This is a genomic window from Kitasatospora viridis, from assembly GCF_007829815.1.
GTDB classification, from domain to species: domain Bacteria; phylum Actinomycetota; class Actinomycetes; order Streptomycetales; family Streptomycetaceae; genus Kitasatospora; species Kitasatospora viridis.
In genome coordinates this window covers 3,230,081-3,246,987 of record NZ_VIWT01000001.1, presented here as the reverse complement: position 1 = coordinate 3,246,987, position 16,907 = coordinate 3,230,081, and the positions used below count along the sequence as shown (strand labels likewise).

The following is a 16,907-nucleotide window of genomic DNA, read 5'->3' as shown; positions in this document are numbered from 1 at the left end:
ACCGGGCCGGGGTGGCCCGGTCGACCGCTGACTGGTGATCAAGTCCCGCCGCGGCCCCGCGTACCATGCCCGGATGGGGGAGAGCACGCAGGTCCCGACCCGGCTGTCGCGGGCGGTGGTGGTCGCGGTCGCCGGAGCGCTGGCCGCCGCGCACGTAGTGAAGGGGCTGGGGCGGATACCGGGTCACCCCGTCGAGGGGGCGGCGGCGGTGGCCGCCTGCCTCGGGCTGGTGGCGCTGCGGCTGCGGCCGGGCCCGCGGCCGACCCGGTCGGCCTGGCTGGTCGCCGAGTTGGCGCTCGCCGGGGTCGCGGTCGGACTGCTCGGGGTGTCGATCGGGCTGCTCTGCCTGCCCGCCGCCTCGCTGCTGCTCGGCCGTCGCTGGTGGCTGCTGGCCGCGCTGTTCACCGCCGCCCCGGCCATCGAGGCGGTCCGCTCGGGCAGCGTGCGCGACACCGTGGACATGACCCTCACCGTCGCGCTCGGCGGCGTGATGCTGTTCGCCGTCACCACCCTCGCGCTGCTGGCCAACCGGGTGCACGGCGCCCGGCTCACACTGGCCGCCAACGCGGTGACCGACGAGCGGCTGCGGATCGCGGCCGGCCTGCAGGGCGAGCTGGCCGCCGGGCTGACCGAGGTCGAGCGGCTGGCCCGCGGCGCGGACCCGTCCGTGCTGGGCGCGTTGACCGAGGTGGCCCGCCGCACGCTGACCCGCACCCGGGCCACCGCCGCCGAGCTGCGCAGCCTCTCGCTCGCGCCCGAGGCGGCCAGCGCCGAGGCACTGCTGGCCTCGGCCGGGATCGCCGCCGAGCTGCGGATCGGGCACCGCGAACCGCTCGGCCCGGCCGGCACGGTGCTGGCGACGGTGCTGCGCGAGGCGGTCACCTCGGTGGTCCGGGTCGGGGACGCCCGGCGGTGCGAGATCACCACCGCCGAGCGGGCCGACCAGGTGGAACTGCGGGTGGTCAGCGACGGCGTGCCGACCGCCGCGCTCGGCGCCGACCTGCTGGACGGGCTCGCTGCCCGGGTCCGCGCGGTCGGCGGGCGGCTGACGGCGGGGCTGGAGCCGGACGGGCGGTTCGCCGTCGAGGCGGCGGTCGCGGCCACCCCGGCCGTCGAGACCGTGGCCGACCCGCCCGAACTGCGCACCGCGCTCGGCCTCTACGTGTTCCTGCTGGGCGCCTTCTGCGCGAAGGCGCTGCTCTACCTGCCGCCCGGGCTGCTCGGCCTCGGCCTGCCGGCCGTGCTGGTGCTGTGCGCCCTCCAGGTCCGGTTCTCGATCCAGGACGCCACCCGCTACGGCCGGCTCGCGTTGCTGGTCTCGGCGGTCCTGGCGCTGACGCCGCTGCCCTGGTTCGGGCGCAACTGGATCGGCGCGGTCGGCATCCTGGCCGGCTCGGCGCTGATCGCGCTGCCGCTGCGGGCCGGTTGGACCGTCGCGGTCGGCGTATCGCTGGCGGCCGGGGTGGTCACCGGCGGCGGCCCGGGCGCGGTGCTGCTCACCGCCGTCAACGCGTTGATCACCTGCGTGGTGGTCTACGGGGTGCTGCGGCTGATCCGGCTGGTCCGCGAACTCCAGCGGGCGGCGGCCGGGATGGCCCGGGCCGCGGTGCTGGCCGAGCGCCTGCGGGCCGCCCGCGACCTGCACGACCTGCTCGGCCACGGGCTGGCCGCGATCCTGCTGAAGGCCGAGCTCGCCACCCGGCTGGCCGGCGCCGACCCCGGGCGCTGCGGCGCCGAACTGCGCGACATCGCGGCCCTGGCCGAGCGCGGGGCGGCCGAGCTGGGGGCGCTGGCCGGGGACGGCCCCAAGCTCAGCTTCGACACCGAACTCGCCTGGGCCACCGTGGTGTTGGAGGCCGGCGAGATCACCGTGGAGGTCGAGGACGAGCCGCTGCCGGCGGCGGCCCAGGCGGTGCTGGGCGTGGTGCTGCGGGAGGCGGTCACCAACATCCTGCGGCACAGCGCGGCCCGTCACACCCGGATCGCCACCTCGGTGCGCGGGGCGAGCGCGCGGCTGGAGGTGGAGAACGACGGGGTGCCGCAGGGTGTGCGCCCGCCCGGCTCCGGGATCGGCGGGCTCTCGCTGCGGCTCGCCCAGCTCGGCGGCACCCTGACCGCCGGGCCGGAGGACGGCTGGTACCTGCTGCGCGCCGACCTGCCGCTGGACCGTTGCCGGACCCCGGAGCCTGCCTCCGAGTTGTTCTGACGGCTCGTCAGATCCAGCCGGCGTCCCGGGCGATCCGCACCGCGTCGGTGCGGTTGCGCGCGGCCAGCTTGCCGACCACCGCCGTCAGCACGTTGCGCACCGTCCCGGTGGAGAGGTGCAACCGGGTCGCGATCTCCGGCGGCTCGGCGCCCTCCGCCAGCACCCGCAGCACGTCGTTCTCCCGGGGGGTCAGCGGATTCTCCGCCAAGTCCCAGGCGGCGACCGCCAGTTCCCGGTCGAGGACGCGCCCGCCGGCGGCCACCCGGCGGATCGCCGCGAGCAACTCCTCGGCCGGCGCGGTCTTCAGCAGGAACCCGTCCACCTTGGCGTCCAGTGCTCGCCGGAGCAGTCCGGGCCGGCCGTTCGAGGTGAGCATCAGGGTCCGGCAACCGGGCAGCCGCACCTTCAGCTCGGCCGCGGCCTGCAACCCGTCCATCTCCCCCGGCATCTCGATGTCGAGCACCGCCACGTCCGGCCGGTAGACGAGCGCGCGCGGCACCACCTCGTCGGCGGTGCCGGTCTCGGCCACCACCTCAAGGTCGGGCTCCAGGGCCAGCAGCGCGGCGAGCGCGCTGCGCATCACGTGCTGGTCCTCCGCCAGCAGGAGTCTGATCACGTCACGACCCTACCCATGACGAGCTCACGGGTCGCGGGTGAGGCCGTCTCTGCCGGTCAACCGCGCTGCTCGGCAAGCTGGTTGCCATGAGCGAAGCGAAGAGCAGCGGGGCCGAAGCGAAGAGCAGCGGGGTCGGAGCGAGCAACAACAGGGTCGAAGCGAAGCGGACCAGCAGCAGGGCCGATGCGATCAGTCTGGAAGCCGTCAGCAAGGTCTACGGCAAGGGCCGGGGTGCGGTGGCCGCGCTGCGCGAGGTGACGGTGCGGCTGCCCAAGGGCGGCTTCACCGCCGTGATGGGGCCGTCCGGCTCGGGCAAGAGCACCTTCCTGCACTGCGCGGCCGGCCTGGACACGCCGACCGCCGGCACCGTCCGGCTCGGCGGGACGGAGCTGTCCGGGCTGAGCGAGCGCAAGCTGACCGAACTGCGCCGCGAGCGCGCCGGGTTCGTCTTCCAGGCGTTCAACCTGGTCCCGGCGCTGACGGTGGAGCAGAACATCACCCTGCCGCTGCGCCTGGCCGGCCGACGCGCCGACCTGGGGCGCCTCGCCGAGCTGATCCACCGGGTGGGCCTGGGCGAGCGGATCGAGCACCGGCCGGGCCAGCTCTCCGGCGGCCAGCAGCAGCGGGTGGCGATCGCCCGGGCGCTGATCTCCGATCCCGAGGTGCTCTTCGCCGACGAACCCACCGGCGCGCTGGACACCCTGACGGCCCGCGAGGTGCTCACCCTGCTCCGGCAGACGGTGGACGAGCTGGGCCAGACCATCGTGATGGTCACCCACGACCCGGTCGCCGCCGCCTACGCCGACGAGGTGCTCTTCCTCGCCGACGGCCGGATCGCCGACACCATGTACGCCCCGACCGCCGCCGCCGTGGCCGACCGGATGATCCACCTGGGAGCGTGGAACCGATGATGCTGGGACTCGCACTCGCCACCGTGCGGCACCGCAAGGGCGGCTTCGCCGGCGCCTTCGTCGCACTGTTCTGCGCCGCCGCGCTGATCTGCGGCTGCGGCACCCTGCTGACCACCGGGATCCTCGGCCAGGTCCGGCCGGAGCGGTACGCCGCCGCGCCGGCGCTGGTCACCGGAGACCAGAGCGTCCACGAGGTGGAGAAGCAGGGCAAGGGCAAGACCAAGGTGAAGGACAAGCCGATCGCCGACCGCGCCTGGGTGCCGGCCGCGCTCGCCGACCGGATCGCCGCGCTGCCCTCGGTGCGGTCGGTGACCACCGAGGTGACCTTCCCGGTGCTGCTGCCCGGCGGCCGCACCAGCGAATCCTGGGGCCACGGCTGGGAGTCCGCGCCGCTCGCCGGACTGACCCCGGCCGCCGGGCGGGCGCCGGCCGCGCCGGACGAGGTGGTGCTGGACGCGGGCACCGCCGCCCGGTCCCACCTGGCGGTGGGAGCGACGGTGCCGGCCAGGACCGCCGGCGGCACGCTGGCGCTGCACGTCGTCGGCGTCACCGCCCAGGGCTTCACTGCGCAGAGCGCGGTGTACTTCGGCACCGTGCAGGCCCGCCAACTGGCCGGCCACGACGGGCTGGTCAGCGCCATCGGGGTCTTCCCGGCGCAGTCCTCGGCACAGTCCGCAGCGCAGTCCGCAGCCCAGCTCCCGGCACAGGTCCGCGACCTGCTGCGGAGCACGCCCACCGTGCCGGGCGCCGTGGTGCGCACCGGTGCCGACCGGGGTCCGGCCGAGTTCCCCGACGCCGCCGACGCCGCGGTGCGGCTGATCAGCACGGGCGCCGTGCTGGCGGGCACCTCCGTGCTGGTCGCCCTGCTGGTGGTGGTCGGCACCTTCGCGCTCTCGATCCAGCAGCGCCAGCGGGAGATCGCGGTGCTGCGGGCGGTGGCCGCGACCGGCCGCCAGATCCGCAAGATGATCGGCGGCGAGGCGCTGCTGGTGGGGGCCCTCGCAGGCTCGCTCGGCGCCTGCGCCGGGCTGCCGCTGGGGAGTTGGCTGCACGACCGGTTCGTCGCGCTGGACGTGATCCCGGCGAACCTGCCGGTGGTGCTCTCCCCCTTCCCGGTGCTGATCGCCGCCGCGGCCACCCTGCTGGCCGGCTGGGGCGCGGCCCGGATCTCGGCCCGGCGGGCCGCCGCGATCCGGCCGGTGCAGGCGCTCGGCGAGGCCGAGGTGCGGCCGCCGCGGCTCTCCTGGGGCCGGGTGCTGTTCGGCGTGCTGGTGCTCGCCGGGGCCGTGACGTTGACCCTGGTGCTCAACGTGCTGCACTCGGACGCGGCGTCCTCCCCGGTCTGCTTCACCGCGATCCTGCTCTGGTGCAGCGCGCTCTCGCTGCTCGGGCCGCCGGCCGTCCGCGGCGCCGTCGCGGTGCTCGGCCTGCCGCTGCGGCTCTCCCCGGTGGGCGGGTTCCTGGCCACCCAGAACCTGCGGGCCGGGGCGCACCGGCTGGCCTCGGTGATCACCCCGCTGACCCTGCTGACCGCGATGGCCTGCGGGATCCTGTTCAGCGGCAGCACGGTGAGCCACGCCGCGCAGTTGCAGCTGGACCGGGGCGACCTCGCCGACTACGTGGTCGGCCCGCGGGTGCCCGCGGACGCCGCCGCCCGGCTGGCGGCCGTGCCCGGGGTGCGGACGGTGACCCGGGTGCTGCACACCCAGGTGCGGGACGGGCTGACCGAGCGCAGCGTGCAGGCGGTGACGCCGCAGCGGCTGTCCGACACGCTCGACCTCGCGGTGACCGCCGGGGACCTGGGGGCGCTGACGGGGAGTGCCGGGACTGACGTGGCGCCCACTGATGGGGCGCCCGCTGGTGGGGCATCCGCTGGTGGGGCATCCGCTGACGGGGTGTCCGCTGATGGGGTGTCCGCTGACGGGACCTCCGCTGACGCGTCGAGGGTCGACGGCACACTGGCGGCCGCCACCGGGCTGGGCTACCACCTCGGCCAGCGGGTCCGGCTGACCCTGCCGGACGGCACCCCCGCTGAGCTGACCGTGGTCGCGCTGTACGCCCGGGGCCTCGGCTTCGGCGACCTGACGCTCCCCCACGACCTGGTCGCCGCCCACGTGGACGTGCCGCTGGACGACGAGGTGCTGGTCCGCGGCGACGGGCTCACCCGCCGGGCGCTGGCCTCCGCGCTGGCGGCCGACCCCGGGCTCGGCGTGCTGGACGGGGCCACCGCGCGCGCCACCCAGAGCAGCACCAGCACGGAGATCGGGTACGTGATGCTCGGGCTGATCGTCGCCTTCGTCGCGATCGCCGTGCTCAACACGCTGGCGATGAGCATCACCGACCGGCGGCCCGAGTTCGCCGCGCTCCGGCTGGTCGGGGCCACCCGGCGGCAGGTGCGGCGGATGCTCGGCTGGGAGACCGCGGCCGCCGTGCTGATCGCCACCCTGCTCGGGCTCGGCATCGCCCTCGCGGTGCTGACCGGCTACGCGGACGGGATCACCCGGGGCACCGCCGGGATCGCGGTGCCGCCGGTCCAGTTGGGCCTGGTGCTGGCCGGTGCGGCCGCGCTCGCCACCGTGGGCACCTGGCTCCCGGCGCGGGCGGCGGTGCGGGGGCCGCGCGGGCGGGGGTGAGGCCCGGCAAGTTGGTGACGGTACGGGGCGGGGCGGGACAGGACGGGGCGGGGCGGCCAGTGGGCCGCGCCGTCCCGTCAGCCCGCGTACGGCGTGGCCACTCGCGCCGACCGCAGCACCCGGCCCCACCAGTCCAGTTGGCCCAGCATGCCCTTGACCGCCCCCTCGGAGACGGCGGTGTCCGCCGGAACGCCCTCCGCCGTCAGGCCGGACCAGTGCGCGTGCAGACTGACCGAGTCGCGCATCGTGACGGCGTGCAGCTCGGCGAAGACCAGGCGGAGCTGCTCCACCGCCCGCAGGCCGCCGCCCAGACCGCCGTAGGAGACGAAGCCGACCGGCTTGGCCTGCCACTCCGCGCGGAACCAGTCGACCAGGTTCTTCAGCGCGGCCGGGAAGCTGTGGTTGTACTCGGGCGTGACCACCACGAACGCGTCGGCGTCGGCGAGCCGCGGCGTGAGCTCGGCCAGCACGGCGGCGGTGGCGGCGCTCGGCTCTGCACCCCAGCCCGGCATCACCAGCGGCAGCTCGACCTCGGCGAGGTCGATGACGTCGTACTCCATGCCCGCCTGGCTCGCGGCGGTCTCCAGGAACCACTCGGTCACCCGGGGGCCGAGCCGGCCCTCGCGGACGCTGGCGACGATGACGGCGACGCGCAGCGGCCGGTCCTGCTCGGCGGATCCGGTGGTGGCGGCGGCATTGGTGGTGGCGTTGGCGGGCATGGCGTGGTTTCCCCTCCGAGTGGCGATTCGGCCGTTTCGGCGGCCGCTCCTCCGGTAAAGTACAACGAGCGTTGTAAAAATTGCAACGGTCGTTGTACTTCGCCTGAGTGCTCCGCCGGCCACCCCGCCGCCGCACTCATCGGATCGGGAGGCGCACGTGGGCAGCACCAACGAGGCCTGGCTGGAGCGATCGCGGCGCGAAGTGCCGTCCAGGACGCTGGAGAAGCGGATCGCGATGGCGAGCGCCGCCTGCACGGTCTTCGGCCGCGAGGGCTACGCGCGCGCCTCGGTGGACGCGCTCGCGGCAGCCGCCGGCGTCTCCACCCGGACGCTCTACAACCACTTCCCCGGCGGCAAGGCCGAGCTCTTCCGCACCGTCGTCAGCTGGACCTCCAGCGACGTGCGGGACGCCCAACTGGCCCGGATGAGCACCCTGCTGGACCCTGAGCGGCCGCCCCGCCCCGAACACCTGGAGCGCGACCTGGTCGCCCTGGCCCGCGCCTTCACCGGCCTGATGACCGACTTCCCGGACCACTTCGCGCTCGTCCGCCACATCCACGCCGAGGCCGACCACGTGCCCGGCGAGGTGCTCCAGGCCTGGAAGGACGCCGGCCCCGGCCCGGTCGGCCAGGCGCTCGCCGCGGCGATGACCGGGCTCGCCGAGGCCGGCCTGCTCGACCTGCACGGCGACCCCGCCCTGACCGCCACCCACTTCATGTCGCTGACCACTCATCAGGTCACCCTGCTCTCGCACTACGGCGTGCTGCCGCTGCCCGCCGGCGAGACCGACCGGCTGCTCACCGGCGGAGTCGCCGCCTTCCTGCGCGCCTACCGGCGCTGACCCGCCGTCAAGCCTGTCCTGACCAGGTGATATCCAGATCCGGACGGACCCGGACGAGAGAGCACCTGGAGCACCTCGTGGCAGCAACCGAACTACGGATCTTCGCGGACTACTTCCAGTTCGCCGTGATGGACGAGGAGACCGACGACGACCTGGAGGGCGCCTGGACCAGCGAGACGGTGGCCGACGCGATCGCCGTCTCGGAGCAGGTCATCGGCATCGGCACCCAGGTCAATATGCACGTGGCCGTGACGGTCGAGGTGCTCGACGAGCGACCGGCCGACGACCACCCGGACCTGGCCCTCGACGCCTACGACCACGTGGTGGAGGCGAGCCTGGAGGTGCCGACCGGCCGGCTGGCCGTGCTGGGCACCACCGACTACCTGCCGGACGCCGTGAAGTTCGACGTCCCCGAGGGCTTCGTGCGGGTCCGCGCCGCGCGCGCCAACCTGGCGAACGTCGTCCAGCCCGGCGAGGACGGGTTCGGCGCGCCCGGCACTGAGGAGCGGATCCGGCTGCTGGTCTGGCCCACCGGGGAACGTGCGGAGCCGGCCGTGCTCAAGCGCTGGCCGCACGGCCGCCGCTGACCGTCCGCCGCAGGAGCCGACGCACCGCGCTCGGGGTGTGGCCGAGGTGGCGGTGCAGCGTCCGGGTGAAGTGGGCCTGGTCGGCGTAGCCGAGCTCGGCCGCGAGCGCGGCCAGGCTCGGCTCGCCGCCCTCCAACCGGTCCAACGCCGTCGCGATCCGCACCCGGTGCCGGTACCCCGTCACGGAGACCCCGAGTTCGCGCGGGAAGGCGCGGCTCAGCCGGTACGGCGAGACCCCCAGCAGTTCGGCCAGCGAGAGCAGCGTGCCGGCCGCCGGGTGATCGGCCACGATCGCCTCGCGGGCCGCCGCGACCAGCCGCCGGTCCCGCAGCGCCGAGCCGCCGCCCGCCGGCACCGGGCCGGCCACGGTGCGGGTGACGGCCGTGGTGAGCAGGCCCACCAACTCCTCGGCCAGCGCGAAGTCGACGTCGCCCGAACGGCCCGCCAGCAGCAGCCGACGGTGCGCCAGGTCCAGGCGCGGGTCCACCGGGAGCGTCCGTGCGGCGGGCACCGGCGTGTCGCCGGCCAGCGACCGCCACAGCTCCGGCGTCACGGTGACCGCCGTGCACAGGTCGCCGCCGGCCGGGTGCGCGAAGCTCTCCTCCTCGCCCGGACCCGCCAGGTAGCCGAGGGTCCGGTCCAGGTCGGCGGCCACCCCCGCCGCACTGCGCCGGAACCCGCCCCGGCGCACCAGGACCACCCGGTGGTCGTCCCGCGCCTCCGGCGCGGACCAGCGGGCGTGGTGCGCGCGGCAGGTCACCGCGCTGATCTCGAAGGCGGGTCGGCTGGCGACGGGCACGCTGCTGAGCACGGGTGGAGGGTAGGCGGCGGGTCCGACAGGCGGGGCCGGGCGGGTGGGCGGGGGCGTGGGTGGGGGCGTGGGTGGGGGCGTGGGTGGGGGCGTGGGTGGATCCGGCGGCGCAAGGATGTTCAAGACCGGGGGTGGTGGGCCGGTGGAGGCTTGGGGCTGTTCCCGAGCCGCACGTGCCTTAGCTCGTGCCGTAGTTCGTGCTGCGGCTCGTTCCACAGTCCCCTCTGATGTCCAGGAGTCACCGCAGATGACCGCCATCGGTTCCGTCTCTTCCATCGTCCTCGACTGCGCCGACCCGGTCGCGCTCGCCGCCTTCTACCAGCGCGTCACGGGCTGGGAACTCACCGCCAGCGAGCCGGAGTTCGCCGCCCTCGGCGGCGGCTCCGGAGCCGGGCTCGGCTTCGTCCGGGTGGCCGGCTACCGGGCCCCCGCGTGGCCGGCGGACGGCCCGCACGTCCACCTCGACTTCACCGTGGCCGACCAGGCCGCCGCCGTGGAGGAGCTGCTCGCCCTCGGCGCCTCCCGGGCCGAACTCCAGCCGGGCGAGGGCCAGTGGACCGTGCTCACCGACCCCGCGGGCCACCCGTTCTGCGTCAGCGCGGGCTGACGCACCGTCACCCCATGCTGCGGGCACCGTCCAGGGCCTCGCGGATGATGTCGGCGTGGCCCGCGTGCTGGGCCGTCTCGGCGACGATGTGCAGCAGCACCCGCCGGGCCGACCAGGACGCGCCGACCTCGAACCAGGGCGCCTTCGGCAGCGGGTGGGCGGCGTCCAGGTCGGGCAGGGTGGCGACCAGCTCGTCGGTCCGGCGGGCCACCTCCGCGTAGTCGGCCAGCACCTCGTCCAGCGTCTCCCCGGGCAGCAGCTTGAACTCGTCGCCCCGGCGGGCGAAGTCCGCCTCGGTGAAGGTGCTGAAGTCGGGCATCGCCGCCGGCCCGGTGACGATGAACTCCGCCCAGAGCCGCTCCACCGAGCTGACGTGCTTGATCAGCCCGCCGAGGCAGAGCGCGCTGACCGTGGTGCGGCGGCCGGCCTGCTCGTCGTCGAGGTCACGGGTGGTGAAGCGCAGGAAGTGGCGCTGCTTGCCGAGCGCCGTCAGCAGGTCCGCGCGCTCGCCGGTCAGGGGGGTGTTCTGGGCCGGGGTGGTGGTCTCGGTCATGGTCTCCGCCTTCTTTCGCGTTCTTTCGCGTTCCCGCTCGTGCGAGCCGCTTCGAGCTGCATCGAGTTCCTTCGAGCCGCTTCGAGCTCTTTCGGACGAGTCCAACGCTACGGGCCATTGCGGTCAGTTCCTGACCGCAATGCCGAGGAGAATGGTGGACATGGCGAACACCAGCACCCGGACCCTGCGCCTGCTCTCCCTGCTGCAGACCCACCGCTTCTGGCCCGGCGAAGAACTGGCCGGGCGACTCGACGTGTCGGCCCGCACCCTGCGCCGGGACATCGACCGGCTGCGCGAGCTCGGCTACCCCGTGGAGGCGCAGCGCGGCGTGGACGGCGGCTACCAGCTGGCCGCCGGCGCCGCGCTGCCGCCGCTGGTGATCGACGACGAGGAGGCGGTCGCGCTCGCCGTCGGCCTGCAGGCTGCCGCCGCCGGCGGCGTGGAGGGCATCGCCGAGGCCTCGGTGCGGGTGCTGGCCAAGGTGGTCCAGGTGATGCCCGCCCGGCTGCGCCGACGGGTGGACGCACTGCGGGCGATGACCGTGCCCGCGGCCTGGGACGCGCCCGGCGCCGAACCGGGGATCGACCCCGACGGGCTCACCGCCGTCGCACTCGCCTGCCGGGACAGCGAGCACCTGCGGTTCCGCTACCGCGCCGCCGACGGCCGGCAGAGCGCGCGGCTGGTCGAGCCGCACCGACTGGTCTGCCTCGGACGGCGCTGGTACCTGGTCGCCTACGACCTCGACCGGCAGGCCTGGCGCACCTTCCGGCTCGACCGGCTGAGCGCGCCGCTGCCCGGCGGCACCCGGTTCCGACCGCGCGAACTGCCCGCCGCCGACTACGCCGAGTTCGTCCGGGACGGCGCGAACACCGCGCCCCGCCCCTACCAGGTCGAGGCCCTGGTCGAGGCCCCCGCCGCCACCGTGCGGTCCGCGGTCGGACGCTGGGGCACGGTCGAGGAGGTGACCGCCGAACGCTGCCGGCTGCGGATGACCGCCGACTCGCTGGACTGGCCCGCCATGGCCCTCGGCGCGCTCGGCGCCGAGTTCCGGGTGATCGAGCCGCCCGCACTGCGCGACCACCTCGCCGAGTGGGCCGAGCGGTTCGCCCGCTCGGCGGCCGGTTGACGTCGGGTGGGGTGGGGTGGGGTGGGCTGGAATGGCGGGATGGGGTGGGCCGTTGGGGGCGGTGTGACTGGTGATCTGCATCCGCTGCTGGCCGGGCGGTTCAGCCCGTACAAGTTCGATCCCGCCCGAGCGGTCGACGAGCACGAGGTGGAACTGCTGCTGGAGGCTGCCCGGTGGGCCCCCTCCGCCGGGAACTCCCAGCCGTGGGGGTTCCTGACCGCGCGGCCCGGGGAACCCGGACACGCGCGAGTGGCTCCGTACCTGGCGCCCAGTTCGGCCCGCTGGGCACTGGACGCCGGCCTGCTGGTGGTCACGCTGACCCGGCGTGAGGTGGACGGTTCCGACCTGCAGTACTCGGAGTTCGCCGACTTCGACCTGGGCCAGGCGGTCGCCCACCTGACCCTGCAGGCGCAGGCCCTGGGGCTGGCCTCGCACCAGTTCCGCGCGTTCGACCTGGACGGGCTGACGGCCGAGCTGCGCCCCGACCCCGGCTGGGCGGTGGTCTCGATGATCGCGGTCGGCCGGGCAGCCGACGAGCCGTCACCCGGCCGGGCCCGGCGCAGCACGGCCGAGCTGCGGTCGGATCCTTGGGGCGGGTCGCGCTGAGGCGCCCGGCGTGGGTCAGCGCCGCTCGTCGGTCCCGGCGACCTTGCCGGTGGCCAGCGCGACCCGGTTCCAGGTGTTGATGGCGCAGATCAGGGCGATCAGCCGGGCCAGCGTGGGCTCGTCGAACTCGGCGGCGGCCCGGGCGTAGACCTCGTCCGGAACGCTGCCGGAGATCCGGGTGATCGCCTCGGTCAGCGCGAGGGCGGCCTGCTCGGCGGGGGTGAAGAAGTGGGCGGCCTCGTGCCAGACCGCGACCATGTGCATGCGCTCGTCGGACTCGCCGGCCTTGCGGGCGTCCGAGGTGTGCATGTGCAGGCAGTAGGCGCAGCCGTTGAGCTGGGAGGCGCGGATCAGGACCAGCTCGACGAGCACCGGGTCCAGGCCCTCGCGGGCGGCGGCGTCGAAGGCGAGCAGGGCCTTGAACGCCTTCGGGGCCTGCTGGGCGAAGAGGACCCGGGGTTCGGGGGCGGTGGCGGAAGTGGTGGGGGCGGGGGCGGTGGTGGCGGTGGTGTTCGTCATGACCACCACGCTAGGGGGCAGATCGACCTCGCATAGGGTGCAATTCCATGGGCGAATCTTGGGTCAATTCTGGTGAGGTTGTCGAGCCCCGTGGAGAGGTCGAGCCCGGTGGGGAGGTCGGCGCCGACCTGTACCTGGAGCTGGCGCCAACTGGCAGCCGGCGGGACGCGCTAACCGGCGCGCTGCGCGAGGCCGTGCGCGACGGGCGGCTGGCCGCGGGCAGCCGGCTGCCGCCGTACCGGTCGCTCGCGGCGGACTTGGGGCTGGCCCGCAACACGGTCGCCCAGGCCTACGCCGAGCTGGTGGCCGAGGGGTGGCTGACCGCGCGTCAGGGCTCGGGCACCCGGGTCGCGCCACGGGTGCAGCCACCGGCCGACGTCCGGGCGCCCGCTCCTGCCACCGTTCACGCCCCCGCTCGTCCGCCCCGTCCGCAGGTTCCGCGTCGCGCACCTGTGCACACCCTGCTGCAGGGCCAGCCGGACGCCTCGTCCTTCCCCCGCACCGCCTGGGCGGCGGCGACCCGGCGGGCGCTGCAGGCCGCGCCGGCCGAGGCGTTCGGCCCGGGCGACCCGCGCGGGCGCTACGAGCTGCGGCGGGCGCTGGCCGAGTACCTGGCGCGGGCCCGCGGCGTGCGCACCGATCCGGACCGGATCGTCGTCTGCGCCGGTTTCGCGACCGGCCTGCGGATGCTCTACGCCGGCCCCGGCGGCGGGGTGCTGCGCGGCCCCCTCGCCGTGGAGGAGTACGGGCTGCCGTTCCACCGCAAGCTGCTGGCCGACGCCGGGGTGCCGACCCGCCCACTGACGGTCGACCAGCACGGCGCACTCAGCTCGGAGTTGGCCCGGCTCACCGATGTCCGCGCGGTGCTGCTGACGCCGGCCCACCAGTTCCCGACCGGCGGACCGCTGCACCCCGAGCGCCGGCTCGCCGCCGTGGACTGGGCCCGCTCCCGGGGCACCGTGGTACTGGAGGACGACTACGACGGCGATTTCCGCTACGACCGCCAACCCGTCGGCGCGCTCCAGGGCTTGGAGCCCGAGCGGGTGGTGCACCTCGGCTCGGTGAGCAAGAGCCTCTCACCCGGTCTGCGGATCGGGTGGCTGGTGCTGCCCGCACACCTGGTGGAGCCGGTGCTGGCGGTCAAGGGCGAGCGCGAGGGGCACACCAGCGTGATCGACCAGCTGACCCTGGCCGAGTTCCTCGACTCCGGCTCCTACGACCGCCACCTGCGCCGGATGCGGCAGCGCTACCGGGAGCGGCGCGACCAGCTGGTGGCCGCGCTGGCCGAACAGGCGCCCCACATCACGGTGTCCGGGATCGCCGCCGGCCTGCACGCCGTGTTGCGACTGCCGCCCGGCACCGAGCGGGCCACCCTGCGGGCCGCCGCCTGGCACGGGGTGGCGCTCGACGGGCTCGCCCCCTTCCGCCACCCGGACGCCGTCGGGCCGACCCCCGACGGCCTGGTGGTCGGCTACGCCGCGCCGGCGGACCACGCCTGGCGCGGTGCGCTGGCGGCGCTGTGCGCGGTGCTGCCGGGGCCCTGAGGCTCGGGGGCTCGGGGGCTCGGGGGTACAGGGGACAGGGGCACAGGCCTGACTCTTGGTCAGCCGAAGAGCGTGGTGTCCCCGCGGGCGGCGAGCAGCTTGCGCAGCAGGCCGTCGAGTTGCTCCCGCTCCTCGGCGGACAGCGCGCCGATCAGGTCCTCCTCGTTCGCGATGTGGTCCTGCAGGATGCCGTCCACCAGGGACCGTCCCGCCGGGGTCAGCCGGATCAGTACGGCGCGCCGATCGGTCGGGCTGGGACGGCGCTCGACGAGTCCCTTGGCGGAGAGCCGGTCCACCCGGTTGGTGATCGCCCCCGAGGTGACCATCGCGCTCTTCAGCAGCGCACCGGCACTCAGCTCGCACGGCCCGCCGGACCGACGCAGCGTGGCGAGCACGTCGAACTCGGAGAAGTCGAGGTTGTGCAGCGCGAAGAACTCGCGCAGCGAGACGGCGATGTGGTTCTGGAACCGGTTGATCCGGCCGACCAGGGCCATCGGGGTCGGGTCCAGCTCGGGCCGCTCACGCCGCCACTGATCGACGATGTCGTCCACTGCGTCGCGGTGGTGGGGAGACTGGCCCCCGGGCCCGGGATGGGTCGGATGGGCCTGATGGGTCGACTGGTTCTGCTGGTGCTTCGACTCTTGCTCCGGCTGGTGCTCCGGCTGGCCTTGGTGGACCGACTTCGCCATGTCGCGGCTCCTCACGCTCGGCGATCTATCGAGGCGATCGAACAGCCTTCATTATCTCACCATTGAGATACTTGACGTTAAGGGGTCTGCGGCGTAGAAAGTATCTCAACGTTCAGATAGTCAACGCTGAGAGGTGGCAGGACCATGGGTGGGGGACGCGCGGACACCGGTCGGACCGGACGGATCGGGGTGGCCGCCGCCGCGGCGCTGGCCCCGGCTTCCTGGGGCACCACCTACCTGGTGACCACCCAGTTGCTGCCCGAGGGCCGGCCGATGCTGGCCGCCGTGATGCGGGCACTTCCGGCGGGACTGCTGCTCCTGCTGCTCGGCCGCCGGCTGCCCAAGGGCCGCTGGTGGGGCCGGGCGATCGTGCTGGGGATGCTCAACATCGGACTGTTCTTCCCGCTGATCTTCATCGGCGCCTACCGGCTCCCCGGCGGCGTCGCGGCGACCATCGGCGCGCTGCAGCCGCTGCTGGTGACCGGGTTCTCGGTCGGCGTGCTCAAGGTACGGCCCAGCCTGCGCGCGGTACTGGCCGGACTGGTCGGCGCCGGCGGCGTGGCGCTGCTGGTGCTCAAGTCGGGCGCCCGACTCGACCCGACCGGGCTCGTGGCGATGGTGATCGCGATCGTGCTGATGGCCATGGGCACCGTGCTGACCCGTCGCTGGGGCCGCCCGGAGGGCGCCACCATGCTCGACCTGACGGCCTGGCAGCTGGTGGTCGGCGGGATCTTCCTGGTGCCGGTGGCGACGATCTCCGAGGGCATGCCGCCCGCACCCACCACGGACAACGTGATCGGGTTCGCCTACCTCGGCCTGGTCGGCACCGCGCTCGCCTACGCACTCTGGTTCCGCGGCATCGAACGGCTCGGCGCCGGCCCTGCCTCCTTCCTGGGCCTGGTCAACCCGCTGGTGGCGACCGCGGGCGGGATCATCGTGCTGCACCAGACGCTGACCACCTGGCAGGTGCTCGGGCTCGTGCTGGCGCTCGGCGCGATGCTGGCCGGCCAGGGAACGGGCCGGAAGTCGGCTGCGGCGAAGGCGGCGACGGCCCAGGCGGCGGCAGTGTCATCGGCAGCGCAGACCGCGCCCGAGGCGCCGGGAGTACCGACGGCGCCGGAGGGGGCCGTCGAGAGCCAAGCCGCAGAGCGGGCACCCCTGGTGCGCGCAGCCCACGGCGCCCGGCGGGAGGGCATTAACGCCTAGCCATTGGCACCGCCGAACCCCGGCACCACCAGACCGGACTCGTACGCGATGACCACCGCGTGAGTCCGGTTCTGCGCGCCCAGCTTGATCAGCACGTTGCCCACGTGGGTCTTCACCGTCTGCTGGCCCACCACCAGCCGCTCCGCGATCTCCGCGTTGGACAGACCGGTGGCCATCAGCCGCAGCACCTCCTCCTCACGAGCGGTGAGCGCGGCCGTCGGCAACGCCTCGACCGAGCGCAGCGGCCGTGCGGCCACCATCCGCCGCAGCGCCTGCGGGAAGAGGATCGCCTCGCCCTCCGCCACCACCCGCACCGCCTCCGCGATCTGACGGACCGGCAGCCGCTTGAGCACGAAGCCACTGGCCCCGGCGCTCAGCGCGGCCGTGACGTAGTCGTCGTTCTCGAAGGTGGTGATCACCACGACCTTCGGCGGCTGCCCCGACTCGGCCAGCAACAGCCTGGTCGCCTCGATCCCGTTGCGCCGGGGCATCCGCACGTCCATCAGCACCACGTCCGGCCGCAGTTCGCGGACCCGGTCGATCACCTCCACCCCGTCGGCAGCCTCGCCGACCACGGTGAGGCCGGGTTGGGCGGCGAGCAGGGTCCGCAGACCGCTTCGGGTCACCTCGTCGTCGTCGGCGATCAGCAGGCTGACGGGGGCGGACGGACCGGGCGCCGACGGCGGATCCGGCGTGTGCGACGCGTGTGGCATGCCCGGCACGTGCGACGCGG

The 16,907-nt window shown here is 74.7% G+C and carries 17 protein-coding genes; 10 read left to right on the top strand and 7 right to left on the bottom strand.

Annotated features, from left to right (window positions below):
- The first annotated feature begins 73 nt into the window (after nucleotides 1–73).
- The gene (locus tag FHX73_RS14445; RefSeq protein ID WP_145905396.1) at nucleotides 74–2,206 is read left to right on the top strand and encodes a histidine kinase; all 2,133 of its coding nucleotides are present in this window, start codon (nucleotides 74–76) and stop codon (nucleotides 2,204–2,206) included.
- A gap of 7 nt (nucleotides 2,207–2,213) precedes the next feature.
- Here the strand turns inward: FHX73_RS14445 and FHX73_RS14440 are convergent, their stop codons facing one another.
- Nucleotides 2,214–2,822, bottom strand: coding sequence for a response regulator transcription factor (locus tag FHX73_RS14440; protein ID WP_145905395.1), 609 nt, complete (start codon nucleotides 2,820–2,822; stop codon nucleotides 2,214–2,216).
- A 194-nt stretch (nucleotides 2,823–3,016) separates the two neighbouring features.
- On the opposite strand from FHX73_RS14440, the gene FHX73_RS14435 reads away from it, so the two are divergent.
- Together FHX73_RS14435 and FHX73_RS14430 are read left to right on the top strand one after the other, a co-directional pair.
- Nucleotides 3,017–3,733 carry an ATP-binding cassette domain-containing protein gene (locus FHX73_RS14435; RefSeq protein ID WP_145908276.1) on the top strand — a complete coding sequence of 239 codons (717 nt, stop codon included), beginning with the start codon at nucleotides 3,017–3,019 and terminating at the stop codon, nucleotides 3,731–3,733.
- The gene (locus FHX73_RS14430) at nucleotides 3,730–6,366 is read left to right on the top strand and encodes an ABC transporter permease (protein WP_145905394.1); all 2,637 of its coding nucleotides are present in this window, start codon (nucleotides 3,730–3,732) and stop codon (nucleotides 6,364–6,366) included. The genes FHX73_RS14435 and FHX73_RS14430 overlap by 4 nt, the downstream gene beginning before the upstream one ends.
- Before the next feature lie 77 nt (nucleotides 6,367–6,443).
- Here FHX73_RS14430 and FHX73_RS14425 read toward each other — a convergent pair whose 3' ends face one another.
- Complete coding sequence (locus FHX73_RS14425) at nucleotides 6,444–7,085, bottom strand: NADPH-dependent FMN reductase (protein WP_145905393.1); 642 nt, start codon at nucleotides 7,083–7,085, stop codon at nucleotides 6,444–6,446.
- Nucleotides 7,086–7,242: 157 nt separating this feature from the next.
- Here FHX73_RS14425 and FHX73_RS14420 point away from each other — a divergent pair, with 157 nt between their 5' ends.
- Nucleotides 7,243–7,926 (top strand): TetR/AcrR family transcriptional regulator, encoded by a 684-nt coding sequence (locus tag FHX73_RS14420; RefSeq protein WP_145905392.1) that lies wholly within the window; start codon nucleotides 7,243–7,245, stop codon nucleotides 7,924–7,926.
- 77 nt (nucleotides 7,927–8,003) lie between these two features.
- Nucleotides 8,004–8,513 (top strand): hypothetical protein, encoded by a 510-nt coding sequence (locus tag FHX73_RS14415; RefSeq protein WP_145905391.1) that lies wholly within the window; start codon nucleotides 8,004–8,006, stop codon nucleotides 8,511–8,513.
- Here the strand turns inward: FHX73_RS14415 and FHX73_RS14410 are convergent.
- The gene (locus tag FHX73_RS14410) at nucleotides 8,485–9,324 is read right to left on the bottom strand and encodes a helix-turn-helix domain-containing protein (protein WP_145905390.1); all 840 of its coding nucleotides are present in this window, start codon (nucleotides 9,322–9,324) and stop codon (nucleotides 8,485–8,487) included. The two genes, FHX73_RS14415 and FHX73_RS14410, sit on opposite strands and share 29 nt — an antisense overlap.
- Before the next feature lie 247 nt (nucleotides 9,325–9,571).
- Here FHX73_RS14410 and FHX73_RS14405 point away from each other — a divergent pair, with 247 nt between their 5' ends.
- Complete coding sequence (locus FHX73_RS14405) at nucleotides 9,572–9,931, top strand: VOC family protein (RefSeq protein WP_145905389.1); 360 nt, start codon at nucleotides 9,572–9,574, stop codon at nucleotides 9,929–9,931.
- A gap of 7 nt (nucleotides 9,932–9,938) precedes the next feature.
- On the opposite strand, the gene FHX73_RS14400 is transcribed toward FHX73_RS14405, so the two are convergent.
- The gene (locus FHX73_RS14400; protein WP_145905388.1) at nucleotides 9,939–10,484 is read right to left on the bottom strand and encodes a DinB family protein; all 546 of its coding nucleotides are present in this window, start codon (nucleotides 10,482–10,484) and stop codon (nucleotides 9,939–9,941) included.
- A 160-nt stretch (nucleotides 10,485–10,644) separates the two neighbouring features.
- Between FHX73_RS14400 and FHX73_RS14395 the strand changes: the two genes are divergently transcribed.
- Both FHX73_RS14395 and FHX73_RS14390 read left to right on the top strand, forming a co-directional pair.
- The gene (locus FHX73_RS14395) at nucleotides 10,645–11,610 is read left to right on the top strand and encodes a helix-turn-helix transcriptional regulator (protein WP_145905387.1); all 966 of its coding nucleotides are present in this window, start codon (nucleotides 10,645–10,647) and stop codon (nucleotides 11,608–11,610) included.
- Between the two features lie 63 nt (nucleotides 11,611–11,673).
- Nucleotides 11,674–12,216 (top strand): nitroreductase family protein, encoded by a 543-nt coding sequence (locus FHX73_RS14390; protein WP_246213527.1) that lies wholly within the window; start codon nucleotides 11,674–11,676, stop codon nucleotides 12,214–12,216.
- Nucleotides 12,217–12,231: 15 nt separating this feature from the next.
- Here FHX73_RS14390 and FHX73_RS14385 read toward each other — a convergent pair whose 3' ends face one another.
- Nucleotides 12,232–12,735: a carboxymuconolactone decarboxylase family protein gene (locus FHX73_RS14385; protein WP_145905385.1), complete on the bottom strand. Its 504-nt coding sequence runs from the start codon at nucleotides 12,733–12,735 to the stop codon at nucleotides 12,232–12,234.
- Between the two features lie 47 nt (nucleotides 12,736–12,782).
- Here FHX73_RS14385 and pdxR point away from each other — a divergent pair, with 47 nt between their 5' ends.
- Nucleotides 12,783–14,279 carry a MocR-like pyridoxine biosynthesis transcription factor PdxR gene (gene pdxR, locus FHX73_RS14380; RefSeq protein WP_145905384.1) on the top strand — a complete coding sequence of 499 codons (1,497 nt, stop codon included), beginning with the start codon at nucleotides 12,783–12,785 and terminating at the stop codon, nucleotides 14,277–14,279.
- A 59-nt stretch (nucleotides 14,280–14,338) separates the two neighbouring features.
- Here pdxR and FHX73_RS14375 read toward each other — a convergent pair whose 3' ends face one another.
- Complete coding sequence (locus FHX73_RS14375) at nucleotides 14,339–14,968, bottom strand: MarR family winged helix-turn-helix transcriptional regulator (protein WP_145905383.1); 630 nt, start codon at nucleotides 14,966–14,968, stop codon at nucleotides 14,339–14,341.
- A gap of 144 nt (nucleotides 14,969–15,112) precedes the next feature.
- Between FHX73_RS14375 and FHX73_RS14370 the strand changes: the two genes are divergently transcribed.
- Nucleotides 15,113–16,174 carry an EamA family transporter gene (locus FHX73_RS14370; protein ID WP_145905382.1) on the top strand — a complete coding sequence of 354 codons (1,062 nt, stop codon included), beginning with the start codon at nucleotides 15,113–15,115 and terminating at the stop codon, nucleotides 16,172–16,174.
- Here the strand turns inward: FHX73_RS14370 and FHX73_RS14365 are convergent.
- On the bottom strand, nucleotides 16,171–16,887 hold the full coding sequence (locus FHX73_RS14365; protein WP_145905381.1) for a response regulator transcription factor: 717 nt from the start codon (nucleotides 16,885–16,887) through the stop codon (nucleotides 16,171–16,173). The genes FHX73_RS14370 and FHX73_RS14365 overlap by 4 nt on opposite strands.
- Nucleotides 16,888–16,907 lie beyond the last annotated feature (20 nt).